General features: G+C 59.1%; 25 protein-coding genes and 2 pseudogenes. 16 read left to right on the forward strand and 11 right to left on the reverse strand.

Annotated features, from left to right (window positions below; all coding sequences use genetic code 11):
* The first annotated feature begins 233 nt into the window (after window positions 1-233).
* Window positions 234-398 carry a hypothetical protein gene (locus HB778_RS39195; RefSeq protein ID WP_183455416.1) on the forward strand — a complete coding sequence of 55 codons (165 nt, stop codon included), beginning with the start codon at window positions 234-236 and terminating at the stop codon, window positions 396-398.
* A 374-nt stretch (window positions 399-772) separates the two neighbouring features.
* Here HB778_RS39195 and sctO read toward each other — a convergent pair whose 3' ends face one another.
* From sctO to sctI, 7 genes are all read right to left on the reverse strand, one after another.
* Complete coding sequence (gene sctO / locus HB778_RS39200) at window positions 773-1,429, reverse strand: type III secretion system stalk subunit SctO (protein WP_183465859.1); 657 nt, start codon at window positions 1,427-1,429, stop codon at window positions 773-775.
* Window positions 1,430-1,440: 11 nt separating this feature from the next.
* The gene (sctN, locus tag HB778_RS39205; protein ID WP_244662201.1) at window positions 1,441-2,706 is read right to left on the reverse strand and encodes a type III secretion system ATPase SctN; all 1,266 of its coding nucleotides are present in this window, start codon (window positions 2,704-2,706) and stop codon (window positions 1,441-1,443) included.
* Between the two features lie 101 nt (window positions 2,707-2,807).
* Window positions 2,808-3,464 carry a FliH/SctL family protein gene (locus HB778_RS39210; protein WP_183465861.1) on the reverse strand — a complete coding sequence of 219 codons (657 nt, stop codon included), beginning with the start codon at window positions 3,462-3,464 and terminating at the stop codon, window positions 2,808-2,810.
* Window positions 3,443-4,072, reverse strand: a complete 630-nt coding sequence (locus HB778_RS39215; RefSeq protein ID WP_183465863.1) for a hypothetical protein — start codon at window positions 4,070-4,072, stop codon at window positions 3,443-3,445. The genes HB778_RS39210 and HB778_RS39215 overlap by 22 nt, the downstream gene beginning before the upstream one ends.
* Window positions 4,073-4,175: 103 nt before the next feature.
* The gene (locus HB778_RS43765; RefSeq protein ID WP_432421302.1) at window positions 4,176-4,472 is read right to left on the reverse strand and encodes a hypothetical protein; all 297 of its coding nucleotides are present in this window, start codon (window positions 4,470-4,472) and stop codon (window positions 4,176-4,178) included.
* Window positions 4,378-4,950, reverse strand: coding sequence for a hypothetical protein (locus HB778_RS39220; protein ID WP_183465865.1), 573 nt, complete (start codon window positions 4,948-4,950; stop codon window positions 4,378-4,380). Before HB778_RS39220 ends, HB778_RS43765 begins: the two co-directional genes overlap by 95 nt.
* Window positions 4,947-5,366, reverse strand: coding sequence for a type III secretion system inner rod subunit SctI (gene sctI / locus HB778_RS39225; protein ID WP_183455422.1), 420 nt, complete (start codon window positions 5,364-5,366; stop codon window positions 4,947-4,949). The genes HB778_RS39220 and sctI overlap by 4 nt, the downstream gene beginning before the upstream one ends.
* A 921-nt stretch (window positions 5,367-6,287) precedes the next feature.
* Between sctI and HB778_RS39230 the strand changes: the two genes are divergently transcribed.
* The 6 genes from HB778_RS39230 (at window position 6,288) to HB778_RS39255 (ending at window position 12,535) form a co-directional block, all read left to right on the forward strand.
* On the forward strand, window positions 6,288-7,073 hold the full coding sequence (locus HB778_RS39230; protein WP_183455423.1) for a hypothetical protein: 786 nt from the start codon (window positions 6,288-6,290) through the stop codon (window positions 7,071-7,073).
* Window positions 7,074-7,077: 4 nt separating this feature from the next.
* Window positions 7,078-7,614 carry a SycD/LcrH family type III secretion system chaperone gene (locus HB778_RS39235; RefSeq protein WP_183455424.1) on the forward strand — a complete coding sequence of 179 codons (537 nt, stop codon included), beginning with the start codon at window positions 7,078-7,080 and terminating at the stop codon, window positions 7,612-7,614.
* The gene (gene sctE, locus HB778_RS39240; protein ID WP_183455425.1) at window positions 7,607-8,626 is read left to right on the forward strand and encodes a type III secretion system translocon subunit SctE; all 1,020 of its coding nucleotides are present in this window, start codon (window positions 7,607-7,609) and stop codon (window positions 8,624-8,626) included. Before HB778_RS39235 ends, sctE begins: the two co-directional genes overlap by 8 nt.
* Before the next feature lie 48 nt (window positions 8,627-8,674).
* On the forward strand, window positions 8,675-9,790 hold the full coding sequence (locus tag HB778_RS39245) for a hypothetical protein (RefSeq protein ID WP_183455426.1): 1,116 nt from the start codon (window positions 8,675-8,677) through the stop codon (window positions 9,788-9,790).
* A 41-nt stretch (window positions 9,791-9,831) separates the two neighbouring features.
* Entirely contained in the window at window positions 9,832-10,362 is a 531-nt protein-coding gene (locus tag HB778_RS39250; RefSeq protein ID WP_183455427.1) for a hypothetical protein, read from the forward strand.
* 304 nt (window positions 10,363-10,666) lie between these two features.
* Window positions 10,667-12,535 carry a secretin N-terminal domain-containing protein gene (locus tag HB778_RS39255; RefSeq protein WP_183455428.1) on the forward strand — a complete coding sequence of 623 codons (1,869 nt, stop codon included), beginning with the start codon at window positions 10,667-10,669 and terminating at the stop codon, window positions 12,533-12,535.
* Between the two features lie 448 nt (window positions 12,536-12,983).
* Here HB778_RS39255 and HB778_RS39260 read toward each other — a convergent pair whose 3' ends face one another.
* The gene (locus tag HB778_RS39260) at window positions 12,984-14,324 is read right to left on the reverse strand and encodes an IS1380 family transposase (protein ID WP_183465868.1); all 1,341 of its coding nucleotides are present in this window, start codon (window positions 14,322-14,324) and stop codon (window positions 12,984-12,986) included.
* Window positions 14,325-14,671: 347 nt separating this feature from the next.
* Between HB778_RS39260 and HB778_RS39265 the strand changes: the two are divergent.
* Window positions 14,672-14,941: pseudogene (locus HB778_RS39265) on the forward strand (IS6 family transposase); the annotation flags it as partial.
* Between the two features lie 102 nt (window positions 14,942-15,043).
* Here the strand turns inward: HB778_RS39265 and tnpC are convergent.
* The 3 genes from tnpC to tnpA form a co-directional block, all read right to left on the reverse strand.
* Entirely contained in the window at window positions 15,044-16,696 is a 1,653-nt protein-coding gene (gene tnpC, locus HB778_RS39270; protein WP_183465870.1) for an IS66 family transposase, read from the reverse strand.
* 64 nt (window positions 16,697-16,760) lie between these two features.
* Complete coding sequence (gene tnpB / locus HB778_RS39275; RefSeq protein WP_127420643.1) at window positions 16,761-17,114, reverse strand: IS66 family insertion sequence element accessory protein TnpB; 354 nt, start codon at window positions 17,112-17,114, stop codon at window positions 16,761-16,763.
* Window positions 17,111-17,563 (reverse strand): IS66-like element accessory protein TnpA, encoded by a 453-nt coding sequence (gene tnpA, locus HB778_RS39280; RefSeq protein ID WP_183455431.1) that lies wholly within the window; start codon window positions 17,561-17,563, stop codon window positions 17,111-17,113. Before tnpA ends, tnpB begins: the two co-directional genes overlap by 4 nt.
* Window positions 17,564-17,654: 91 nt before the next feature.
* Here tnpA and HB778_RS39285 point away from each other — a divergent pair.
* The 8 genes and pseudogenes from HB778_RS39285 to HB778_RS39320 form a co-directional block, all read left to right on the forward strand.
* Window positions 17,655-18,089 (forward strand): annotated as a pseudogene (locus HB778_RS39285) (IS6 family transposase); the annotation flags it as partial.
* 907 nt (window positions 18,090-18,996) lie between these two features.
* The gene (sctQ, locus tag HB778_RS39290) at window positions 18,997-19,719 is read left to right on the forward strand and encodes a type III secretion system cytoplasmic ring protein SctQ (RefSeq protein ID WP_183455432.1); all 723 of its coding nucleotides are present in this window, start codon (window positions 18,997-18,999) and stop codon (window positions 19,717-19,719) included.
* Entirely contained in the window at window positions 19,716-20,378 is a 663-nt protein-coding gene (gene sctR, locus HB778_RS39295) for a type III secretion system export apparatus subunit SctR (protein WP_183455433.1), read from the forward strand. The genes sctQ and sctR overlap by 4 nt, the downstream gene beginning before the upstream one ends.
* Window positions 20,378-20,641, forward strand: a complete 264-nt coding sequence (gene sctS, locus HB778_RS39300) for a type III secretion system export apparatus subunit SctS (protein WP_183455434.1) — start codon at window positions 20,378-20,380, stop codon at window positions 20,639-20,641. The genes sctR and sctS overlap by 1 nt, the downstream gene beginning before the upstream one ends.
* 181 nt (window positions 20,642-20,822) lie before the next feature.
* A complete protein-coding gene (gene sctT, locus HB778_RS39305; RefSeq protein WP_244662202.1) occupies window positions 20,823-21,542 on the forward strand; it encodes a type III secretion system export apparatus subunit SctT in 720 nt (239 codons plus the stop codon).
* A complete protein-coding gene (locus HB778_RS39310) occupies window positions 21,539-22,318 on the forward strand; it encodes an EscU/YscU/HrcU family type III secretion system export apparatus switch protein (RefSeq protein ID WP_183455436.1) in 780 nt (259 codons plus the stop codon). Before sctT ends, HB778_RS39310 begins: the two co-directional genes overlap by 4 nt.
* A 700-nt stretch (window positions 22,319-23,018) precedes the next feature.
* Window positions 23,019-24,143: a type III secretion system gatekeeper subunit SctW gene (sctW, locus tag HB778_RS39315; protein ID WP_183455437.1), complete on the forward strand. Its 1,125-nt coding sequence runs from the start codon at window positions 23,019-23,021 to the stop codon at window positions 24,141-24,143.
* Window positions 24,140-24,502, forward strand: coding sequence for a hypothetical protein (locus HB778_RS39320; RefSeq protein ID WP_183455438.1), 363 nt, complete (start codon window positions 24,140-24,142; stop codon window positions 24,500-24,502). The genes sctW and HB778_RS39320 overlap by 4 nt, the downstream gene beginning before the upstream one ends.
* The last annotated feature ends 90 nt before the right edge of the window (window positions 24,503-24,592 follow it).

Genomic DNA, 24,592 nt, shown 5'->3' on the forward strand with positions numbered 1-24,592 from the left:
ATTCAGGCGCATCCTTGGCATTGTCCTCTACTCGCTGCTCATCGATAGGCGGAGCGATTGGGGCGCTCGTCGTCCTGGGCAGGAACGAGCATGGACAAGACAACCTCGCCGGCATCGTTTAGCGCCTGACTTCGAGCGACGAACGCAAGATCACGGGCAGCGGCATCGACGGCATCTGCTCTGGAGCGTTCAGCGTCGACCATTCGTACTAAGACCGCGAAGGCGCTTGGCTGGTGGCGCGCGAAGTGGCCATCCATTGGTGGCCGCTGGCGCTGCTGTCCAAGAGTTTCTGCGCTGATCGCATCGGGGCTGAGCGCATTCCAACTCGCAAGTCCGCCGTGGTCGGTACGCAGCCACCCACGCAGGGCGGCGAGGCGATCGGGGGCGATGTGGAATGAGCCGATGCTCCGCCAAACGCCGCTGGCTTCGCACGCGTGACATTCACACACGGTCACATGAGGCAACGTCGGCGGGGCAATCTTGCGTCCAGCGGCCGGTTTACGCGAGGCCGGCCTCGCGATTGGTTTGGTGACTCCGATCGAAAGTGCGGAAGCTGTTGCGATCGTGCTCCGCGGCTCCTTTGAAGGTGGCGGCGAACACATCGCTCTGGGTGGTACGATACCCCCGAAGAAAGGTGGTCCTACGGGGCCCTCTTTAAACGGTCTGTGGAATGAGCCGAAGCCGTCACAGGCATCCGTCCCATGGGCTGCGACAGCCGGGGGGCTATGCATGGCGCCGGTATTTTTTCGGGTGTCCCTTTCGTCCCGTTGGCTCAACGGCCGCCAGAAGTCGTCTCGCTTGTGTCAGCCTCGACATGGCCCCTCTCGACGTCCGTTAGGATGGCGCAGCCGAGAACCGACCAAAATCGCTTTCCGGGATCCGCGCAATCGCGGTCAGTGAATTCTGACAACGAATGGCCGCTCCACATCGGATGCAGGTTCACCGACACATTATCGTCTTGCTCCCTGCCTAAACGAGTCTGCCTCTGGGCGAAATCCTCCGATTCCAAATCCGCTGAGCGCTCTTCCTCGAGGGTGGCGTCGGAGCGCAGGGCTCGAACGAGACTCTCGAATTTGCTAACCTCGCGCCCTGCCTCACGCGCCGTGCCGTACGCCTCCTCACGTGCCTGCCGAGCTAAGTCGGTTTGTGCCCTTGCCTGTTCGAGGTGCTGTTGGAGTAGCTGTTCGTGTTGACGCAGCGAGATCATCTTCGCATTCACCTCGTCAAGATCAATGAGCGCGGCGGCTTCCCCGATCAAAGGGTCGTATAGCGCGGCTTCGCGAGCGGGAAGGTCTTCGCGCCATCTACGAAGGTCCGTCAAGGCGGTTCCGACAACCGCGACAGCATTGTCGAGAGTCGTGTGCCTCAGGCGCAGTGCATCTTCGGCGCGGCGGCGCCGCATTTTCTTCAATTCGAGAAGGCGGTCCACGGGGTTGGGAGTCATGCCAGACACGCGGCAAGCTCATCGAGCATTGCGTCGAAGCCGATCTGCTCATTTGTCGACTGTCGCAAGAACCTTCGCACCTGGTCTATCTTGGCGATCGCTGCATCGACGAGCGGATCGGCTCCTTTCCTGTACTCGCCAACGCGTACCAACAGTTCCACCTCCTGGTATTTGGCCATCAGCTGCCGCAGGCTGCCCGCCAACAATTCATGGTCTGACGACACGATAGCGCTCATGACGCGGCTCACACTGGCCAGAATGTCGATAGCGGGATAGTGGTTCGACATCGCCAAGGCGCGTGAGAGCACGATATGACCATCGAGGACAGATCGGGTTTCATCGGCCACCGGTTCGGCCATATCATCGCCCTCCACAAGCACGGTGTAGAAGGCCGTTATGGATCCAAGGTGGTTGTTCCCAGTGCGTTCCATAAGCCGCGGCAGTGAAGCAAAAACCGATGGCGGGAAACCACGCCGCGTCGGCGGCTCGCCGGCCGCAAGACCAATTTCCCTCAGTGCACGCGCGAAACGGGTCACCGAATCCATGAGAAGCAGCACACGCTTTCCTTGGTCGCGGTACCATTCGGCGATCGTCGTCGCGACGTAGGCCGCCTTGGCTCGCTCCGTTGCGGATCGGTCGGAACTGGCGACGACAAGAACGACTCTTGAACGCGCTTCTGCGTCGACGCTGTGTTCGATCAACTCCTGCACCTCCCGGCCACGCTCGCCGATTAGAGCTATCACGATCACGTCGACCGCTGCGCCACGCACCAGCATCGACATGAGGGTACTCTTGCCCCCGCCCGCAGCGGCAAAGATGCCGATACGCTGTCCCTCGCCGCACGTTAGAAGACCATCAATCGCCCGGATGCCGACAGGAAGAACGTTGTCGATGATACGCCGGGTTAAGGGATCCGGTGCCTCCCTGTAGACGGGTACCCGGTCTTCCGAAAGCAAAGGCCCATTGGTGGATGTGTCCAGAGGTCGGCCGAAACCGTCGAGTACGCGGCCGAGCAAGTTCCAGCCGGTTGGTACCATGAGCGGCTTTCCCGTAGGGATCACTTCAGTGAGCGTGGAGAGGCCCTGCATTTCCCCTAGAGGTGTCAGTATAGCGACGTCGCACTGCACCCCAACCACTTCCGCCGACAGTTCGAAGTTGTTCTCCGGATTGCGAAGAGTGCAAAGGTCGCCGATGCGGGCGCCCGGCGCCATGGCACGGATAACCGTTCCAACGATCTGGAGGACACGGCCCCGGACGTGCATTGTCGAAGCCTGCGCAACTGCTCGTTTTGCGAGCTGGAAGAAACGATCGATGTTCTCGTGCTCGGGGGAAATAGCGTCCGTCGGCTCGGCTGGCTCGGACATCACCTTGGTGTTCCGACATCACTATGGTTTGGCTTTGCAGAGTCTAGTAGGGCGCTACGCAGGCCGCTTTCGATCGCCGCAAGCTGGCTCTCGATCGTGGCGTCGACCAGTCCGGCATCGGTCTCGAGAATGCATCCCGCATCCTTTACGCGCGCGTCGGCGATCAGGTCGACGACGGCGCGCGATGTCGCGGTGGGGAGGATCTCGTCTAACCGGTTGCGGACCGCCTCTAGGAGCGACGGTGCCACACGTACTCGGACGAGGGAGTTGTGGCCCGCGAATTTCAGACCGCGCATAGCGATCTGCACTGCCGCCTCCACCGGCTCGATAGTGTCGATGATGCGGCGCGCGATCTGCAGGCCCATGTCGATGATCTGTGCCTCATTCTGCGCCATAATGCGCAGAGAATCCGTGGCGATCGCGGTCAAACGGGCTTCGATTGCCGCTTGTGCTGCAGCCAGGCCAGCCTCTTTGGCCCTTACCTCGATCGCTCGGGCAGATCCGCGCGCCGCATCGATGAGCGCATTAGCTTCGCGCCGTGCCTGTGTAAGCACTTGCTCGGCATCTATCAGTGTCTGTGCGCTCCCGGCCGGCAAGATTCGCCCAGGGCCGAGGATACCGGCCGATGCAGGTGTCAGCTGAACCAATGCGACCATTGGGGCATCCTTTTACGGATCAGGCGCCGCATCGCATAAAATGCGTCCTCGCCAGCATTGTCGTCACGACATTTGTCCACCGCCGCCGCCCAGATTGGCGCGGGCCGGCGCAAGCCCAACCGAGTCCGCAGCATTTGCGGAATGTCACCAATCGCAAGACCGAACATCGCCGCGCCGCATTGAAGCAAAGCGCTGGGCGCTGACGGAATGTCAGAAACACCGAGCGCCGACATCAGTTCGGCAGTCGGCCGCGGCAGAAGTGCGGCTTGCGAAGCGAATGCGACGGCTTCTTCACCGAGGTTAGCGCGAGCGGCCACGATTTCGCTCGTCCGAAGAAGTCTTGTAAGGCCGGATACACCCACCCAGGCGCCGGCCAGGCGCATAAGGCGCACGGCGTCTGGAGCCGGGAGGAACGCGAGCCGGCTTCGTCGCGCGGCGCCAGCGAAAATGATTGCGGACGGTTCATCCCTTTGGCCACGAAGGAGCCAGCACCCAAGCTTAACACGAGTGAACGGGTCCGTGTGAGCACTATCCAGCGGCATCCATTCGGGCCAACCATGCACCATTGTGAAATCGAGATCAGCGGCAGGATCGGCAATGCAGTACATCACGGCCCTCGCCCACGGTGCTTCAAGCCATTCATCCGACATCGCGTCTGATCTTCCGGTGATCACTGCTGAATTGTTCGATACGATTAATCTCACTGAGCCGCTATCCAGATGTCTGACGGGGGCGACGCCATAGCAGGAACGCGAGGACGCCATTGCCGATTAGCAATACCGCTATGCCGCATACAAGCCCGATCACCAGATGGGGTGGTGCGCTACTATGTTGTGACGTGACAACGGGCGTTCTATCGACGGAACGCAATGCATTATCCTGGCTTGCCTCTACGAGGACGACGGAGACCCTTTCATAGGATAGGCCTGCCAAGCTGTTTGCGACGAGCTCCTTGATTTTTGGTACCATCTGATCGACCGTAGTGCCGGGTGTGTAACGGACAAGCACAGCAGCGCTCGAGGGGGAAGGACGGTCGTCGATCGTCACTCGCCTCTTCGGGTGACACCACATGGACCCGGGCATTGAGCACGCCATCGAAGATGGACAGGGTCCGCGACAGCTCCTGTGTGATGCCATAAATGTAACGCACACGCTCTTCTTTCGGGGATGAGATCATGCCTTCATTCTTGAAAAGACTGCCCATATCGGCGTAGGGGTCATGAGGCAGTCCGGCGCCGTTCAACACTTCCATGGCAGGGGGAACATCCCTAATATCTACTGACAACGAGGCAGTGCCGCTGTTGTCTGTCGTTTTTTCGGCATAGATGCCTTGACTCATGAGTAGTGCGAGCATTTCGTTCGCTTCGTGCGCCGGAAGATCGCGATACAGCTCGAGCTTCGATTCGCAGCTCCCCAGCGTCAACAACAAGAGAAGTGTCGCCAGCCGCTTCAAGACAAAGTCATGCCATCCGTCAGCGTAGATCATTGGTTTCTCAGGAAATTGTCCAGGCTCTGCGTGGCCTTTCCGACCACCTTTGCCAACATGTCGCACTCCAGGGACAAAGCTGAGAGCGCGAGCTGTGCGTTCAGCCAGTCGCCTGAGTGGATTTCTTCCATGCCCGCTGTGCTATGAGCGGCTTCCACGGCGTGGGTAAAGCTGGCGCTTAGCTTCTCCATGCTGCTGAGGATGGCGTCTCCCGGTGTCCGGGCGACGCCAGATCCGCGCGCCACCTCGGTCGACTCATCGATTGCATCGGTCGCTGACTGGTCGTGGTGTGGCGACAACTCGGATCGATGGAATTCGGCACGAAAGGCGTCAAGGGATTCAGTCGGTAACTCCGATACAAATGCAGCGTCCGTTGGCAAAACAGACGTCACCGCGAGTGGGCTGATGCTGCTCACCAGATGTCCCTCTCTACAGCATGTCCCACCGAGTGCTTGCCAAAAGCGGCGACGAGTCCATCGACATCAGGATCTCCACCCGGAACCCGTCTGAGTACAGCATCGCGCTCGCTGAGCCGTCCGGCAAGATGGAGAGCCAGCGCCTTGAACGCTAACCCGTATGCATCATTACTATCCGAAAGCGGACGAAGCTGCTCCAGCGCTGCCTCAATATCCCCTACCGTCAGATCCGCAACGGCGTGAGCGATAACGGACTCCCTACTGCCCGGCGCAAGAGCGCTAAGTCCTTTCGCAATCCGTCTTGCCCGCACTACGTCGTTCGAGATGCAAGCCAAGAATGCCGCTTCGGCAAGTTTTCGCCGTAAGCCGCCCCCGATCTCAGTGCTACTCTCGGATGATACAGATGTACACCAAGGAGACATCGTATATCGAACTCCCTTTCTCCGCCGTTTGCGCGCATTTCCGGTGACTATTCCATCGGGCTACGGACCGTTCTGACCGGCCTGAACCTCTTCATCGCTCCCGAACACGGCTCCTTAACTTACATCCGGGACGGCCAATCAATACGGTGGCGGCCACTTCGATAAGGGTTTGCCAACTGGTAAGCACGCATAAGAATCATATTCTCACCGCCTATGTTGTTCCGTACAACTCCACGCACAAATACAAATTACATATGCAACCATAGTTTCTGCCTATGGCACTGAATGGGACAGCGTGTTCCTCATCCATCACATTGTCTCCGCTGCCATCGCGCGTTCTTATGTATGCATATTGTTATAATATTGGTCGTTCTGTGAACCTTGAGCTATTGAATACTACTGCTGCATCTATGGTGATCCATCGGTGGGAACTGGGGCGCAAACGCCATCAAGTCACTGACGGTAAAGTTCTCGCCTTGAGCAAGAAGGGAATGAGGGCGTGACGCCAACATCGACAGAGCATGTCATGTCAGTGGCCTTGGGGCACTTGTTGAAAAGTTCAGATCGTTTTTCCGCCTCGTCCGTGGGTGTGGCGCGTGTTGAGCTTGCCGTCGACGATGTTGGGATCGTTCTTGAGGCGACAGGCCTACGATCGGCGCGACTAATCAGCAGGATTGCAAAGACACTGCCGGACAATGAAGGGGAGATCCGTGAATTGCTCGGAGAGAACCTGCTTTACTGTGTTTCCGCCCAGGTGGCGCTCTGTGCTGATGGAGGCGGTGCTCTGCTCCTGTGGACTGACATTGATAATGTCGATGGCGATCGGACGGTTGTAAGAGAACAAATGACGTCATTCTGTAATGCGGTTATTTATTGGGATGGAATCTCCCGTCGGCATCGCAGCGTTAAGCAGTCGCTGCTCTCCAGGGATCAAAACTTCGCCCGCGACCTCGATATTCATTGGCGCAATGCCTGCGATCCCGCGGATCAACGTACGGATGGCAAAGATGTCGATAGGACGCTGGAGAGTGCGCGGCAAACGATCACGCAGGTGGAGAGCTTCTTGAGAGAAGGTCAGGAGCAGTTCGGTCGGCAAGCTGAGCTCTTCGGCGACTATGCCATCACCGACGATGTCATTTCCGCGTTCGTTGAGGCTCAAGACGAGGGTTTTCGGCAAGCTTACACATGTGAGCGGCAGGCGGTGCTGAGGGACGTCATGACTCCCATGTCCAATCAGCTGCCGGTACGTGGGCCGCGCGTCAAGCCCATGCGGCAGAGGGTCTAAGGCGGTGACGCAGAAGGTAGAGGAGCCAGTAACGGGCGGTGGCGAAGTGGACACTTCTGAGGCTGGACGGCTGGCACGGCTTACGGAAGAGATCATCGGAGGGCGTACGGATTTGGCGGCTGTCATTGGGATCACGGATGACGAACTCGATGCGGTCTACGCGCTCGGCCATCGTTTCTATTCCGCCGGTAGATACGGCGAGGCGCTGAGCTTCTTTCGTTTCCTGTGCATACACCGGTACATCGACCCGAGATTTTGGTTCGGATTCGGTGCTGCCAGTCAAATGTTGGGCGATTCAGCAAATGCCGTGCGTGCCTACGGACTGGCTGCGCTGCTGAACGACGAGGATCCGCAGATCCCGCTTCGCGCTGCGAAATGTCTCATCAAGCTCGATCAGCCGGCGGCAGCCGTGAGCGCGCTTGAGAGCGTTTTGGCGCTTAGCGGCGGGAACCCTGAGCATAGAGCTTTCGCTCAGCACGCGTCGCTGATGCTGCGCCAGCTCAGGCCCGAATCAGCATGTGAAAGAGGCAGCGATGCATAACGTAAGCATGACGGAAGCGATCGGTGGAATGCTACTTAAAGCCGGGGTGCTAACTCAGGTCGACGCTCCCCTCAGCAATTTTTCGGCTGGTTTTAGCAAGTCGGGCGCTGAACTTGCGCTACCACCGGTCTCTGGCGGCGCTCCGGCGTCGGATGCGGTCCCAATGCTACCCCCACCACGGGCTTTTGATGCGATGGAACTGGCTGCGAAGTTTCTAGCCCTCAAGATGAAGATGGCCGACGGCCAGGCTGCCGCGGGTATGGAGGATATACGGCACCGGGGTGAACTGCAGAAGCAGCAGAACGAGAAAATCGCCCGAAACATTATCGACGCGGCGGAGAAGTTGAGGGAAGCGAAGAAGAGTTCGAGCGCCGCGAGGATATTTGGATGGATTGCGGTCGCGCTGTCGGTGGTAGCGGCGGTGGTCACCGGCGGGATTTTCGCCTTTTCGGCCGCGGCAGTGGCAGTGGCAGTGGGGACCCTGACCGAGACGGGGGTCATCGAAAGGATGACGCAGGCCATTGCGAAGAGCCTCATCGAAGACCAGGGGATGGCGGAGGATTGCGCCGTGATTTGGGCCTCTATCATTACGGCTCTCATCATCCTTGCTTCTTCGGCGGCATGCATGGTGGGTGCCGGTGCCGTGTCTGGTGGGTGGAATGCGGTGACGAGCATTGCCACGAAGATCACAAGCCAGGGCGATAAGCTGGCGAAGATTGCTAATGTAAGTCAGCGGCTTGCGACCGCGGCTCTGGCGGGCGAAGGTACTGCTTCGGCAGCCGAGTCCTGCGCAGGGCTCGTGAGCGGAATCTTCAAGTATCAGGCGACGAACGCCCGGGTGGAGACGCTGGATATCAGGAAATTCCTCGGCAGGCTGGCCCAACTTCAAGAGGACGAAATGGCGCGCATCCAGGAATTGGTTGTCGGCATCAAGACCATGACGCAAAGAGTTGTCGATGCCATCGAGGCGCAGTGTCGATCCGCGTCAACCGTCATACGGCATATCGGCTGACGAGCGATAATAGCTGTCCAGACCTACCAGAACGCTAGGAGAGTATGCATGCTACACACTGTCGTACAAGCAAACGACAGTCGCGGCCCTCGTCTGCCGGGCGGGGATTTGGATGAACATTGGCCCTTTTTGCCTATGTCCGCGACGTCTAATGTCATGGGTGTGAGGTACGGCGAACTGATAACAACACCGGCCGATCTTTTCAAGTTGGCATCGGCCGGTTCGCCAACGCTGGCAGACATCGTCGTCCAAAACAAGGGTGCCGAAACCGGTCTGGGAGCACGGCTCGCCTCGGTCGATATATATGCAGTTGGTGCGTTGCTGCACAGCCTCAGTCTGAAGTTGCGGGAATCTGCAAGACTGGACCGGCAGGCCGCGCGTGACTGCGATATTGCCGCACAGGAAGCTGCTGCCAAGGCGCTTCGCGCTTCTGGGATATGTGAACTGGTCGGCACGCTCCTAACCTCGGCCTTCGCGATAGCCGGTGCGGGCGTCAGTATTATGGGCGCGAGCAAAGCACAGACTCGCTTCGATGCGAAGCTCAGCGGTTTGAACGGACCGGGTTTTCGGGCCGCAGAGCCATCTCCGAAGGCCAGCCAACCGCCCGCCGTTGACCAGAATAGGATCTACAGAGCGCTTCGCGCTTCTGGGATACGTGAGCTGGTCGGCACGCTCCTAACCTCCGCCTTCGCGATAGCCGGTGCGCGCGTGAGCACTAAGGGCGCGAGCAAAGCACGGACTCGCCTCGATGCGAAGCTCAGCGGTTCAAAGGAAGCGAGTTTCCGGGCTGACCTGCAGCAGCCTGAACCGAAGCTGGTCCCAGAGCCATCCCTACAGGCTAGCCAGCCGCCCCCCGTTGACCTGACTAGGATCTACAAAGCCCAGCAAGTCGCCCACGAGACGACCATGATCTGGAGCGGCCTCGCCACGGGCATGAACGAGGTCGGTAAGATCCCAGGTGCCGCATTCAAAATGGGGGCAACCGGTGAGCAGGAGAAAAAGGCAAAGCTGGAAGCGGAGGGTACCAAGATGCGCTCTCGCGCCGACGACGAGAGTGAATTCAAGTTAGCGTATGAAAAGATGATCCAGGATGTTCTGGAAAAGCTTTCCGAAGTGAGACGCGCGGACGCTGACACGAGGAGCAAGATCGTCAACATGGGGTGAGAGCAGGAACAAGGTAATCTGCGCAGGAAAGGCCAGTGGCAATGTCAAACGTGATCCCCCCAAATCAACTTTCTCGCGATGCGTCCAATATCCCCCGGGCCGGGGGCGACTTGAGCGCGTTGGCACTGCTAGTCCAGATAGAACGGTTTAGTCTTCTTGAGGATCAAGTTAGAGATGAATTCGACGACATGCAGAAGCGGAACGATTGGCTAAAGACCGCGAACTCCGCTCTGGCCGCGCTACGCGCTAACCGGCCTGACGACAAGGGAATACGGTCGTATGGCGAGTTTGTGGACGCGCACGGCGAGACCCAGAATACCCATCAGTGGATGCTCGCGAACGGCATCGCTATCGAGCAGAAAGCAGGCGATACCTCCGGTGTTCAGTCGGATTTCGATGCCGCTATCTCCAACCTGAAGGCGCGCATCGATACCGAAAATAGCGAATCGCAGATGGCGCTCATTCGCCTGCAGTCTCTATTGGACAAAGTAAATCGGTGTGTTGAACTCGCGACCAACTTGGTGGCCAAGGATGGCAAGGCCAAGGAGAATATCATCGCCAATATCAGGTAATGAGCGGATTGGTTGCCGAGGCGGACAGGATAAAAATCCCCGGTTCGCGAATCTAAGCTGAGAGAGCGGGGTGTGTGTACGGATGGCCATTACTGGCAGGGATACTGCATTACTTTGTCTCTCCTGTTTACTATTACCTCTATGGGGGTGCTACGGCGGTGGTACGATTGCCGAGCGTGGGATTTTGCTGAATTCGCCGTCCTTCGTCCCGTCCGATTCCGCTCATGTGCGAGAAACTAGCGGGCCTCAGAGTCGAGGCTTTGAAGTGCCCGGGCAGAGGCCGGCGCAGCCAGTCGCAGCCACAGTGGAACGGAAGCTGCCGGTGGTATCGGATAGCAGGCGCGTAAGCCTCGACTATTCCAATGCGGACATCCGCCAAGTCGCGCAGGATGTCGTACGCGACGTTATGGGCATGCCCGTTACCATCGATCCTGGAGTTGGAGGGAAAATGACCCTTCATACAGCCCGCCAGGTGCCCGCGAGTGAGGTGCCACGGCTGCTCGATAAAGCACTGGCGCCGCATGGCTATGGACTGGCTGCAGGAGATCAAGGAGTTCGGGTAGGGCGCTTGGTCGACCTCGCCGGCGGCGTGCAGAGCAACGTTCAAGTTATTCCTGTGCGGTATGTAGATCCGGCTGAGGTCATCGGGGTAATCCGACCGAACTTGGAGGAGGGTGTGCATCTTACGCCAGCGCCCGGAGGGAGGGGGATTGTTGTCAGTGGGCCGCCCGGATCCGTGAGTTCTGTGCGGGAACTGGTCGGCCTTTTTGACACCGACGCTATGCTTCACAAGTCATTCGCGCTGTATAAGCTGTCTCGAGCGAGCCCGGCCGACATTGAGCGAGAACTCAGTTTGCTGTTTACGAAGAATGGCCAGGACAGAGTCCTTGTCCAATTTGCGGCGTTAGAGCGACTGAATGGTATCCTTGTTGTGGCAGAAGATTCTGCAGCTCTCAAGCAGGTCCGCCGAGCGATCATCAAACTGGATAGTTCGTCGGAGGCGACGGCTAACATTCACGTGCGCCCACTGCTGTACCGGCGGGCTTCGGAAATGGCCCAGGTGCTGGCGCAAACGTTCGGCGCTGACGCGATCAGTGCCGTCTCGCGTGCACAGCCTGCGGGAAGGTTCGGGAACCTATCCGTGGGAAGTGGCGTATCCAATCAAGCAAGCCTGCCGGTAAATGTGCCAGGGTTGCCAGCCGAAATGCCCGATTCGAATGTCCCAAGTACACATCCGGTGGACGAAAGGGGGATGTCACCGAACCGCCTTGGCCTCTCGGCGCCGGTGCGTATCCAGGCGGACCAAGGACAGAACGCGCTGGTAGTGCTGGCAGCACCGCACGACTACAAGATCGTGGAGGCCGCGATCCGTCAGCTCGACGTCAAGCCTCGACAGGTTCTCATCCAAGCCATCATCGCCGAGGTGCGGCTGAACGATAGTCTGCGCTACGGGGTGGACTATCTTCTCTCCACCAGGAGCTTGGGAGCAGTTCCAAATGGTTTGTCGTATGTGTTTCCCAGCACGGACGTCAACATCGTGTTACATGGGTTAAGCGCGCTTGGGGAGGTTAAGGTTGTATCGGCTCCTCGCATTCTGGCGGTCGACAATCAAACCGCCACGATCCAGGTGGGCGATCAGGTCCCGATCCTCGTCCGATCATCGCAATCTAACATAGGCGAAAACTCACCCATCGTGAGCGATGTCGAGATGCGCGACACAGGGGTGATCTTGGCTGTTACGCCCAGAATTGGTGCCGGTGGTAGTATAACACTCGACACGTTTCAGGAGGTCAGCACCGGCAACAGGAACACGCTTACCAATGTTCAATCCCCGGTGATTTCGGTGCGCCGCCTCCAGAGTACCGTATCGATGCGAAACGGCGACACGATCGCTATCGGCGGATTGATGCAAGATAGCACTAACCAAGCCGATTCCGGGGTTCCTGTGCTGAAGGACATTCCGCTTTTAGGGGGACTGTTCCGCAGCACGGAATACGGCAAGGAACGGACTGAGCTCTTGATATTGCTCAACCCCCGCGTGGTTGACAGTGACGCCGACGCAAGAGCGCTGACGCAGGAGCTGCGTGAAAAGTTCGAGTTGCTGGCCCCCGACCTGGGCCGCCGGCTAACGCCGGCAGCTCAGCCGCAACGGCCGGTCCCAAGGCGACGGTGAAATGGGAGCAGCTGACCAACCGGCGGTGGTTTTTCTCACTGGCTCGGCTGCGGATTGGGGCGCGGGCTGTCCATGGGTCGCTCAACTCTGTGCTGCAGGGGTCGCTATGCGAGGCGAAGCCGCCGCGTCCTCTCAACGGAAATGCGCGCGTTCGACTCCCGGGCAGATCGACTACTTCAAATGGCTAAACTTTTATGCCGTGTTGCCGCAACTGATTTGGTGCAAGTGTAATGCGCCAAAAACAAGGTCTCGGCTAACCACAAGTCGCTTCCGTTAGCCGCCTTGATGCACGGCGATCGGCTTTCGGCGGCCTGCATCGGCGATCTGGCCGCCCTCGGGGTGCATTTTGATAAGCCTCGTCGGGCGCCGGCGATGATCCGTCGTGATGGCAGGCGGGGTTTGCAGGTTGCGGTCGGCGGGTTCGTTTCGGGGCGCCTGCGCCCCATCGTTATGTCGCGAGTTGGGGGATGCGATCGAGGACGATGCGCAGAATACGCTGGTCGGGGCAGGATGTCGGCAGCTGCAGGCGGATTTGCGTTTTCATCTCGACCACCCGCGCGGCGATTTTGATGAGGCGCAATCGCAGCGTGTCGAATTGGGCGACGGCAAAGCTCAAGCGTTTCGGCATCGCAGCGCGCAGGCCCCACATCAGCCAATAGGCGCCGGCATGCAGGAAGAGCCGGAACTGGTTGGCCGTCGCTCTTGTGCAGGATGTGCGGTCGGCGGCAAGATGCGTCTTCCAGGACTTGATGTGGTTCTCGGCCGCGCCGCGCCGGCAGTAGAGGTCCTCGTAGAGCGCCTTGGCCTTGCCACTGGCCAGATTGGTGACGATGAAGCGGGTGTCGGCTCCTTTGGCGCCGACCTCGACCCGCGCGATGATGCGCTCCACGCGGCTCCAACTAGCGGCGCCGTCAAAGAACTCCTTGAAGCGGCGGACCTTGTTCGATTTCGCCGACGCCTCAAAACGCGCCAGCGTGGTGGCTTCCAGATGCGCGACATGCTCGCGCAGCGTCGTGGTGGGCGCCACGCCGAGGATGAAGTCTACACCGTTGGCGCGGCACCAGTCGATGACCTGCGGACCGCAGTAGTGGCTGTCGGCCCGGATCAGGATCCGTGTGTTCGGCCAATTGCTCCGGATCGCCCGCACCAGGCGGCGCAGATGGGGGCAGATCTCAGCCCCGCTCGGCCGCCTGGCCGGTCGCAGGATCGCGCTGACGAACCGGCCCGCACCGTCGAACACTACGATCGGCTGGAAGCCGTATTCGTCGTAATGCGCGTTGAACAGGCGCAATTGCTGGCCGCCATGTACGGCATCAAACGTGTCGTCGATGTCGAGCACAATCCGCTTCGGCACCTGCCGGAAGGAGGCGCAGTAAAGGTCGATCATCGCTCGCCCCATGGCGACCAGCTCCCGCACGCCGGGCAGGTTCTCCAGCCGGCAGATCGTCGATTGCGAGGCCAGATCCCGACCCGACGGCAGCGCATCCTGGGCCATCTTGAAGACCGGATCGGAGCGCAGCCGGTTGGCGTCATTGCCATCCTCATAGCCGGCGGCGATCATCTTCATGCGAAAGCCGATCATGTCCGCCAGGCTGTGGACGACCTGGTCCGGGCAGCGCGGATCATCGATGCAACGCGCCAGACGGTCGGCCACCCGCAGTCGTTTTTCCACCTCGGCCAGCACCAGAACGCCACAGTTGGAGGACAACATGCCGCCGTTGAAACGGGCGACGACGGACTTGCCGCCCACTGATGACAAACCGCTCAGCGGCAGGGTAAGATCATTCATGGCGGGTGTGGTCTCCGGGAAATGATTCGGATCGGCTTTAGCAACCAAATCCTACGTCATTTCAACGGCTTGCGCCACATCCGCCAACCCGCCGTGAATTTTTCGGGCTAGGTGAGGCAACCAAGCCGCGCGGTAACATTTTCCTTGAGGCAACGCGACAACCATGCGGGAAGCGTCTCTGAACAATCGATCAGGCATTTCCCAAGGGACAGCGGTTCGCGCCGCGGCGAAGCAAACCCGTCCAACAGAGGACGCCAAGCGGGGGCGTAAAGGCTAAGCTCCGAAAGATCGCCAGGGGTGCTGTCACATTGATTGAGGGGTAAGGAAATTGAGGTAGCAGCGCGCCCATGACCGTGAGTGCACCGACCTACAAGAACCACCGCTATCCGATCGAAATCGTGGCCCGTGCTGTCTGGCTCTACTTCCGCTTCAATCTGAGCCTGCGCGATGTCGAGGAAATGCTGCTCGATCGCGGGATCGTCGTTTCCTACGAGACCATCCGCCGATGGTGCCGAAAGCACGGCCCTGATTATGCGCGCCGCATACGCCGCAAGGCACCAACGAAAGACGATGTCTGGCATCTGGATGAAGTCGTGGTGCGCATCAACGGTCAGAAGTGCTGTATGCGGCGTCTCCGCCCCATTGATTTTCTTGTTGCAACGGTCAGGTGGAGCGCTTGCAGATGGTCCTATGAGCACGTTGGGGAATCCCGGACGTGCTCATTGTGATGCGCTGATCCGTTGCGCATAGGCCCAGGGCATGAGGGCGTCGATGTCTTTGGCGAGGTGGCCATTTGCGAGGCTGATGAAGAGATCGCGCAGGTAGGCGTATGGTTCAACGCGGTTCATCTTGCATGTGCCGATCAGGCTGGCGAAACGGGCCCAATTACGGCCGCCTTCATCATGGCCGGCAAAGAGAGCGTTGCGGCGGTTCATGGCCGGACTTCTGATCGCGTTTTCGACGAGATTGGAGTCGATGTCGACGCGGCCGTCGTCCAGGAACAGCCGGAAGCCGACCTGGCGTTTCAGCATATAGGCCATGGCCTCGCCGAGGTCGGACTTGCGCGATACGCGCGCGGCCTGAACTGTCAGCCAGGTGAAGAACTCGTCCACCAGGGGGCAGGACAGGTGCTGGCGGACAGCCCGGCGATGATCGGGGTCACAACCTCGGATGCTGTCCTCGATCTTGTAGAGGGCGGCGATGCGCAACAACGCCTCGTCGACGATGGGCGAACCCTTCTTCGGCTGGGACTTGATCAGTTTTCTGCGGCCATGCGCCCAGCAGAAGGCCAGCCTCAACGGATCGCGGCCCGTGCGTTTTGGCGTTGCGAGGTGGGAGTAGCCGCCATAGGCATCGACCTGGATCGTGCCGTTGAAGCCGTCGAGGATTTCTGCGGCATATTCACCTTTACGCCCAGGCCGATAATGGAACACCACGCCCGGCGGCGCAGATCCGTTCCAGCCGCGGTCGTCGCGCAGAATAGCCCAGAGATAGCCAGTTTTCGTCTTGCCGCGCCCGGGATCCAACACCGGAGCCGTGGTCTCGTCGACATATAGTCGTGAGCTACCCTGTTTCAGGATCATGGCCATGTGGTCTACCACCGGCGCGATCACGGCGCCCGTCCGACCCAGCCAGTCGGCCAGGACCGTGCGGTCGATCGGCACTCCGTGTCGGGCCATGACCGCGGCCTGCCGGTTCAGCGGCATGTGTTCGGAATGCTTGGACACGGCGATCTGCGCCAAGAGGGCTTCGGTCGGCCAGCTACCTTCCAGCAAATGCGCCGGCGCCCTGGCCCGAACCACTCCCGTGCGCCCCTTGGGGCAAGCATATTTCGGGCGGATCGCGACGATCACCTGATAGCGCGCCGGGATATGATCGAGCCGCTCCGTCCGGTCTTCGCCAATCCGGACCATGTTGCCGCAACCACAGGGGCAGGCAATGCTATCAGGCTCGATCACCTGTTCGACGCGCGGCAGGCTCTGGGGCAGAGCACGCGCCTTGCGTTGCCTGCGTGAAGCAGTCTTTTCGCAATTGGCTGTGCTGGCCGCGATCTTTTCCTCGACGAAGGCGATCTGGGCCTGTGTTTCGGCAATTGCCGTCTCCAGGTCCTCCAGCGCCAGTTCCATCTGCGTCGGATCGAGCTTTTCCGATTTCGGCCCGAACTTCGTGCGGCGGTAGTCCTGAACCTGGCTCTCCAGCTTCTCGATCAGTTCCTTCAACTCGGTGATGAAGGCGTCCTTTTCAGCCACCACCGCCTGCTCATGCTGACGGGCCGCACGCTCGACCGACAGCTCGAACTGTACGGCCGCAAAGGCGTTCACCACCTCTGCAGGCAGGTCCGGGAAGTGGCTGAGATCAATGGGCGCAGACATGCGCCTTCGTAGCAAATCGAAGCAAAAAAGCCCAATAAAACAACGCCAAAACCGAACGGGTGAGTCATCCTGCCGCAGCGGGCGGCGCTACCCGCTGCGCTACCACGCGTCGCCAGTCGAGACCTTCAAACAAAGCTTCATACTGCCCCCGCGACAGCCGCATCGTCCCATCCTGCACTTTGGGCCAGGCAAAGCTGCCCTGTTCCAGGATTTTGTAGGTCAGCACCATTCCGGTGCCATCCCACACCAGGATTTTTACACGATTCCCGCGCTTCGACCGGAAGATCACGGTGACCCCGGAATGCGGATCAAGCTTCAACTCGGTCTGCACCATCAATGCCAGCGCCTGATGGCCACAGCGGAAGTCCACCGGCCGCGTCGCGATCAGGATCGGCAATCGTTGGCCCGCGACGATCATGCCGTCCCGCGCATCGCACGCACCAAGGCCGCAACCCGGTCAACCGGCACATCGCCGGGAACCCTCACCACGAGGTCTGCGCCTATTTCCACGGTCATGATCCCCAAAATGATCTCGACCGGCTCCGGAACCGGCAAAGCATCGGCAGCCTCCTTCGGCTCCGTCGTAATCGCCAGGGGCACGAAGGCAGGCTCGAATGGGCCGCTATTCTCGCAAGGCACCGGCATCAGTTCCGCAGGCAGCGCCAAAAGACCCTGACGCGCCTGCCGTCGCCAGTCCGAAAGCTGATGCGCAATGAGATCATGACGACGCGCAACATCAACAACCCGCGCACCGCGTTGAAGGCTCTCCGCGACAATCCGCGCCTTCAGATCATTAGGCCATCGTCGGTTTCCACGACGAGGCTCGACAACTTCGCATCGCCCAACAAATCCCTCGCCATCCGCCATGCCAAATCTCCAGCTCCTGCCGAAAACCTTCTGGCAGAAACCTCAATGTTCAGAAACAAGCGAAATCAATGGGGTGTGGGCGGCGCATACGAAGTGCTGGTTGTGGAGAGCGGTTGATCAGGACGTATATGTGCTCGACGAGATTGTCCAGACGCGTCGCAACACCAAGGCCGCCAGGCGCCTGCTGACGCGACTTCTGAAGAACAGGGTCTGCCGCCAAAGCGTATGATCACCGACAAACTGCGCTCCTACGGGGCGGCCCAACGCCAGCTCATGCCGAACGTGGAACACCGCTCGCATAAAGGCTTGAACAACCGGGCGGAGAATTCTCACCTGCCATTCCGAAAACGGGAACGAACGCGACAGGGTTTCCGGTCGGTCGGCTCATTGCAGCATTTCGTGTCGATCTTCTCCGCCGTCCGAAATCTCTTCGTCCCATCCCAGACCAACCGCTCCGCAGCACAAATTCGAACCCATCGCCCAGGCAATGGCCGCGTGGGAGGCCGTGAGTGCACGGCCTGCCTGAAAAGCGCGGTGTCGGCCTCACGCGGCCACAAACGTGACAACGCCGCCGCTGCCTATCAAGAGCACTCAGGGTGGATGCATATCAGGTCTCATTCATAAGAAGGGCAGATGATCCAATATCGACATAGTATTTGCTTCTGGCCCGCGTTGAGTAGATTGGAATGTGAAAGACAGCTCGACGATTGAGCGGGCGCCCCTTCCTGGCGAGCGGAGTGATTTCGGGATTCCGTCGCCATGACGGGGAATGATCATTGGACCGAAAATGACTTGAATCGACAGCCTGTCCGAACCGATCGAGTCCATTGCGACGGCCGTCCGCATCGTTAGTCATCGACGTGATGCGAGGGTGCTCGCTAGTAGGTATGCTGCGTTGGCGGCCGTCACGAAAAGTGACCGTTCCGCCCCACCCGCGGGGCGGGCTACCGCCTCGCTGTGCCCGCACTTTGGGAGGTCGAGTGGGGCTCGTAAACGCTCAAGAAGCGATGTGGGCCCTTGGAGGATGTCCCGGCAAGGGTCTCGGCAGTCACGAGCTTGAGATAAAGCAGCGACGAGGCGCGGACTAAAACTCCATTTCCTTGGCGGCCCAACCGACGGTCGCGCGGGCTCCAGCGAGTTCTTCACTATGTAGCCGAGAGGTGCACGTGATCGATCTGCCTTGCTATAGTTCACGAGAGGCCGCCGCCATTTCGCGTCTTGCAACTCGCTTGCCGGCCGCTTTCAGCCTCGCTGGCATCGACGTGGCAGCCGTCATGCCCGATTGGACACCTCCGCCTGTCCCGGCAGATTGCCGCCGGCTTATGGTACGCCTACACGGGCACAATTTCCGCATCGCGATCCACTCGACTCTCCTTCCGCCCGTAGCGGTGACACATTGGCCAGACATCACGACGCTGCCACTGGATCCCGGCTTGCGGGAAATCCTGTTCGACATCGTTCTACGCGAGGTGGCGATCCAGGTGGAACGATGGTGCGGTCAGCGGCCCATCTGGTCTTCGTCCGAGATCACCGAAGTGCTCCCCTACGCGATTGGGATTGTTCGCTTGGACGGTCCGGACAAACTCCTCGGGCTAGTAGAATTCGATGCCGACGGACTCGAATGGATCACCATCTGCTGCTGCGATCGGATGCCGGTCGTGTGCGCACTCCTCGACGATCTGGCGTTGTCTCTCGATCTAAGAGTCGCCCGTGTGAGCCTTAGCTTGGCGGAACTACAGGCACTGGCGCCGCGCGACGTCATCCTGCTCGACGCCTCACCGGTCGCTCGTGACGGCGCGATGACCGTTCTACTGTGCCTGTCTGGCAATGCACGATTTCGCGCCTCGATCCTGGATGGCCGCCTTGCAGTACTCTCAGCGGTGGATCACATGATGGGTAAATCAGACTCTCTCCCTTCGGAAACCTTCGACAGCATCGACCTAGTGGTCGATGTGGAGGTCGGACGCCTGACCATGTCTCTCAAGCAGCTTCGTGAACTCGCTGTGGGCCAGGTATTGGATCTCGGCTTCGACGCCACGACCAATATCACTTTGCGAGTCAATGGTCAGGTGGTCGCTGCGGGCGAGTTGGTGCGCATCGCCGATCGGACAGGTGTGCGTGTCGCAGACATCCGCCTAAAACGCGCCGAGTCATGAACACCGGGTTGCCTGATCCCGTTACAATGATCGCCTTGATCGGCGCGATCGCGGTCGTCCCGTTCCTTGCGATTACGGTTACGTCGTACGTCAAGCTCGTGGTCGTGTTCGGCCTGATCCGAAATGCCCTCGGCGTCCAAAACATCCCGCCGAACATGGCGATGAATGCGGTCGCCATCCTGCTCTCGGTATATATCATGCAGCCAGCGGCCAAGAACGCATATGAAGCAGTGCGGCACAAGGAGATCGTGTTCGAAGATCTCCGTGGGCTCGGCGAAACGATACCGCTTGCTGTAGAGCCCTTTCGCAATTTTCTCCTGAAGAACACGTCGCAACAGGAACGACAATTCTTCGCTAATGCGACCCGTGAATTGTGGAACGAACGGGACGCCGATGCGGTAAGCGATAGCGATTTTATGATTGTGATCCCGGCATTCATAACATCCGAGTTGGCGGACGCGTTCAAGATAGGTTTCCTGCTGTTCCTGCCCTTCATCGTCATCGACCTCGTGATTTCGAACATCCTTCTGGCGATGGGTATGATGATGGTTTCGCCGATGACGATCTCCCTGCCCTTCAAACTGTTCTTGTTCGTCTCTGTGAACGGATGGCAGCGCCTGATTCACGGTCTCGTCTTGTCCTATGCGGGACCATCGTGATGAGTACCGCCACTCTGGCCAACATGGCCGTCGACGCGCTGAAACTGACTCTGGTTTTGTCGATGCCCACGATCGTCGTTGCTACGGCGGTTGGGCTGGTCGTCAGCTTGGTGCAGGCCCTAACCCAGGTTAATGAGCAGACACTTCCGTTCGCGGTGAAATTGATATGCGTGAGCCTGGTTTTGATGACAACTGGGAGCTGGATCGGCGGGGAGCTCTACCAGTATACGCTAAACGTTTTCGACAATATCGGAGCCATGTAAGTGCAACGGTTCAAGAATAATCCCGACCGGTCTGCCCTCTCCCGCTGCAATTATGCGGGCGATCCTAGCGAGGCACTCTCGACCATCTTACCTGGTCCGTCTGATGTCGCCACTTGATCCATCTCTCTTGCACACTGCCCTTGTCGTCTTTGCGCTCGCGACGACTCGTACGACGGGCATGATGCTGATTATACCTATTCTAGGGCGCGGCATTATGACCGGACTGGCGCGAAACGGCACGATCACGGCATTAAGCTTCCCGGTGATGGCGCATGCTTGGGCAACTAGGCCTGCGAACCTCGACACCTGGGATCTGACGCTGGTCATGGGCCTAGTGCTGAAGGAACTCTTGCTCGGGCTGGTACTCGGCATGCCAATTGCCGCGACCATCTGGGGTGTTGAGGCGGCGGGCACCTTCATTGACAACCAAAGAGGCGCCGCGATGGCAAGCCTCTTGAATCCGGCGAGCGGCAATCAGGTTTCGCCGCTTGGAACGCTGTTCGCCCAGCTCTTCGTCACATGGCTGTTTGCCACTGGCGGCTTCTCCGCATTGATCGAAGCGCTCTACCGCTCCCATGAGGTCTGGCCTCTGTGGAGCTTGCAGCCGGCGTTCGGTCCGGCATTCCCAACGGGGGTTCTGCATCTCGCAGATGTCGTCATGCAACTGACTTTACTTCTCGCCGGTCCAGCCATCGTTGTTATGTTCCTCAGCGAATTGGCTCTTGCACTGATCGGCCGCTTTGCACCGCAACTGCAGGTCTTCTTTATCGCCATGTCGGTCAAGAGTGCGGTGGCCCTCCTGGTCTTGGTCCTTTCGCTCATGATCGTTCTGACGGAGGCCGATCAACGCGTGCCAACACAAGGCGCAATATTCAACCTCATCAGCACGTGGTTGTCATGAGCGGCGGGAAGACCGAAAAGCCTACCCCCAAAAGGCTGCGCGACCTGCGCAGGAAGGGACAGGTGGCGCGGAGCAATGAAGTCGTTTCCGCAGCACTGACCATCGCATTCTTCGCTCTGTTCTTCGCCTCCTTGTCCGGCATGATAGACCGCCTTGAGGCAATGATCCTGCTGCCTATACCGCTTCTCGAAGGCGACCTCCTGCGCGTCACTCAAAAGCTCCTACAGTCCTATATTGCCGAACTACAACATATGCTCGCGCCCTTCATCGGCATCGTTCTGGTGATCGGCGCGGGCGCCAACGTCTTACAGAATGGCCCGATGTTCACGCCCAAGGCGGCCGCCCCGGCGCTGACTAAGCTGAGCCCCAGTGAGAACGTCAAAAGGATGGTTTCGTTGGGGAATTTCATTGAATTGGCCAAATCGATCGGAAAGATCTTGGTACTCGGCTCGGTTCTGCTGCTCGTGCTGCGCGACGGTGTGCATGCGCTCGTCTGGACCCCGAGTTGCGGGATATCCTGCTTAAGAGTGGTGACTGGTAACCTGCTGCTCGGTATCGCCATCTATGCGGCATTGAGTTTTCTCACGGTGGCGATTGGGGACTTCGCATTCCAGCGTTGGCAATTCACGAAGAAAAACATGATGTCGAAGGAGGAGGTCAAGCGAGAATACAAGGAGAATAACGGTGCCCCCCTGGTCTTTGCAAAACGCAAACAACTCCACATGGAGTTGCTCACCAAAGGCATAACCAACCGGTCGCGCAGGGGACCGTCTTGATCAACAATCCGATGTATTTTTGCGTGGCGATTTATTGCGGATCGGAAGCGTACTCCCTTACCCCTGATCAGTGACATCGGTACCGATCTCATGGCGCAGCATAGGACCGGCGCCACGATGGCTACCGCTGTGCCGGTGATGTGAAACCATCCGCTGGCGCACGCGCTGCTGGATGACGGTCTAGTAGACGAATATATTCCATCACATCTACCTGTCGCGGAGGTTCTTCGAGCTCTTTGTAAAGCTGGAGACCGGGGCCGGCGATCGGTCGCGTCAATCACTGTTTCAGCTGGCCTACGGTTCAAGATTTCCTGCGGCTTCGGATTAATTGCTGAGTCCCATATTCATTTTGTATGTGCTCATAACGGCTTAATATTTGTTATGCATGTCATGACGTTATAGTAGATATGGACTGATATCTTTGGCGCGCCGAAAAGGGAATGAGCGCAGCCCACTGGCACAGTTCGCTTCGATGTGCGCTGCCCAGACGTAGCTTCGACAGGAGCGAGCACGGAGCCTTAAATGGTGGGGAACATGCGGATCCACCCAGCCTTGCACCACCCAGCCACGGAACGGCAAGTCGGCCAGCGAGCAAGCCCGTACCTCGGCAATTTGCAGTGCACTGCCGCCGGGACCCAGAAGTATAGAGGTTGGCGGGACGCCCAAGCGATCCGCCGTAAGACCGCGCGGAGCCGAAGTGATGTCTGATTGGACAGTATTCGAAACGGCCCCTTCACGCCTTTGCCCTGATCGGATGGCGATCGAGCCGATCCCGGTCCAGGTGGGCTCATGGCGCGGTGAAGCTGTTCGCCTGGCGGGGCCTACACACGCGACCCTCTTGGAACAGGCAAGGGAAGAACGCACTTTCGGTTTTTCCGAGGCGATCGAGTCAAAGGCGCTAACTGAGCGCAAAATCTCGGAGGGGCGCATAGCGGCGTCGCTCAGCGCGGTCCATGACATTGATGCCTATTTCGAACGTCTCCCGTATTTCGATCATACCGAGTTGCCGGGGCTGTTGCGCGATATCCGCAGCGACGATCCTGCCTTGCAGGACATACTCCGAAAAGTTCGCCAGCGGTTCGCTGACCCCTCTTATGCCTATGCGGCACTCGATCTGGCGGCACGAGAGTTGCGACGCGAGGGCCTCGACCAGCTTGCCGTACGGACGGATGGGGCCAAGGCCCAACTCATGGCCAAGCAGGGGGTGGCTATTCGTGCCGGCCTCAATGTTTCCGTGGCAGCGTCTGAAGTAGCGGCGGGTGATCAGAGGCTCGCTGCAGAGCTGCGTGATTTGTATCGGGCCACGGTCTCCGGCGATCCAGGACCGCTCCGGCTTTATAGGGAGATTCTCAGTAAGTTTGGAGTCGAGGGCTTTGCACGGCATGTCGCTTTTCTTACGCGTGCGCTCGGCGAGGACATCGCTTCGGCTGGGCCGTCGGTCGAGCCTGCTCGGCTATGGGAGATCCTCAGCGGATTATCGGCGCTGCGCGTGCTGGATACCGTGCACGAGTGCTGCCAAAAGATGGTAGAACGGATACGGCGGCGGCCAGATACCATCGACATCACCGCTACCGGCGTGATGCGGCAATTATTGCCGCTGGTGGAGAATACCGTTCCTGGTCCGTCGAAGATCATTCCCATTCCTGAACGGTTAGGAATCCCTCCCGTTCCCCTTGATCTGCAGATTGCCGTACTGCGCGAATGTCGAGATCTTCTCGCGATGATTCCGGTCGGAGTCTACCGCGATTTGGAGGCAAGAAAAACGACGTTGCGGGCAGTAGAGGAAGCGATGGACATTCGCATTGAACGGGAAGAGAGTGCATGAGCGCCCAGGCTTCTATTCAAGCGTTTTGCTCGTCGATGGGACTTCCACCTCAGCCGCCGCCATTAACGCTGCGTTTTGAACGTTCCGGCGATCTCCACATGGAGTGTCGCGATGGCTCTGTCGTAATGTACTTAACACGCGCCATGCCGCTTCACCGCAAGGGGATCGCCGCGGCAGCTCTCAAAGCGGTACACCCGGATCGTACGCTGCCGCACATTGTGAACGTCGCCTTTTATGGCAAGGCGCTGCTGGTCCTGCTCATCAGCATGGCTGAGAACCGCGCTGATCTTCCAACTCTAGAAACCGCGGCGCAGGTTCTCGTACGGCTCGTCGACGAAATTGATGCCGCGGCGCGGTGACATATGATTAGGATCGATTCCGGTAGCTTGAATTCTGCTCCAACCGTCTCTGGATCGGCGGAACTGCGGCGAACAGGCCTGATAGTCGAT

Origin of the sequence: Mesorhizobium huakuii (assembly GCF_014189455.1) — a bacterium.
Lineage (GTDB): Bacteria > Pseudomonadota > Alphaproteobacteria > Rhizobiales > Rhizobiaceae > Mesorhizobium > Mesorhizobium huakuii_A.

Excerpts from the sequence above, each read along its gene's own strand:
- HB778_RS39210 (WP_183465861.1), bottom strand. The coding sequence starts at position 3,464 with ATGGTCGCATTGGTTCAGCTGACACCTGCATCGGCCGGTATCCTCGGC.
- sctR (WP_183455433.1), top strand. The coding sequence starts at position 19,716 with ATGAACACCGGGTTGCCTGATCCCGTTACAATGATCGCCTTGATCGGC.
- HB778_RS39320 (WP_183455438.1), top strand. The coding sequence starts at position 24,140 with ATGAGCGCCCAGGCTTCTATTCAAGCGTTTTGCTCGTCGATGGGACTT.
- HB778_RS39250 (WP_183455427.1), top strand. The coding sequence starts at position 9,832 with ATGTCAAACGTGATCCCCCCAAATCAACTTTCTCGCGATGCGTCCAAT.
- HB778_RS39220 (WP_183465865.1), bottom strand. The coding sequence starts at position 4,950 with ATGATCTACGCTGACGGATGGCATGACTTTGTCTTGAAGCGGCTGGCG.
- sctW (WP_183455437.1), top strand. The coding sequence starts at position 23,019 with ATGTCTGATTGGACAGTATTCGAAACGGCCCCTTCACGCCTTTGCCCT.
- sctT (WP_244662202.1), top strand. The coding sequence starts at position 20,823 with ATGCTGATTATACCTATTCTAGGGCGCGGCATTATGACCGGACTGGCG.
- HB778_RS39245 (WP_183455426.1), top strand. The coding sequence starts at position 8,675 with ATGCTACACACTGTCGTACAAGCAAACGACAGTCGCGGCCCTCGTCTG.
- tnpC (WP_183465870.1), bottom strand. The coding sequence starts at position 16,696 with ATGTCTGCGCCCATTGATCTCAGCCACTTCCCGGACCTGCCTGCAGAG.
- HB778_RS39260 (WP_183465868.1), bottom strand. The coding sequence starts at position 14,324 with ATGAATGATCTTACCCTGCCGCTGAGCGGTTTGTCATCAGTGGGCGGC.
- sctE (WP_183455425.1), top strand. The coding sequence starts at position 7,607 with ATGCATAACGTAAGCATGACGGAAGCGATCGGTGGAATGCTACTTAAA.
- sctS (WP_183455434.1), top strand. The coding sequence starts at position 20,378 with ATGAGTACCGCCACTCTGGCCAACATGGCCGTCGACGCGCTGAAACTG.
- sctN (WP_244662201.1), bottom strand. The coding sequence starts at position 2,706 with ATGCACGTCCGGGGCCGTGTCCTCCAGATCGTTGGAACGGTTATCCGT.
- tnpB (WP_127420643.1), bottom strand. The coding sequence starts at position 17,114 with ATGATCGTCGCGGGCCAACGATTGCCGATCCTGATCGCGACGCGGCCG.
- HB778_RS39310 (WP_183455436.1), top strand. The coding sequence starts at position 21,539 with ATGAGCGGCGGGAAGACCGAAAAGCCTACCCCCAAAAGGCTGCGCGAC.
- tnpA (WP_183455431.1), bottom strand. The coding sequence starts at position 17,563 with ATGGCGGATGGCGAGGGATTTGTTGGGCGATGCGAAGTTGTCGAGCCT.
- HB778_RS39215 (WP_183465863.1), bottom strand. The coding sequence starts at position 4,072 with ATGTACTGCATTGCCGATCCTGCCGCTGATCTCGATTTCACAATGGTG.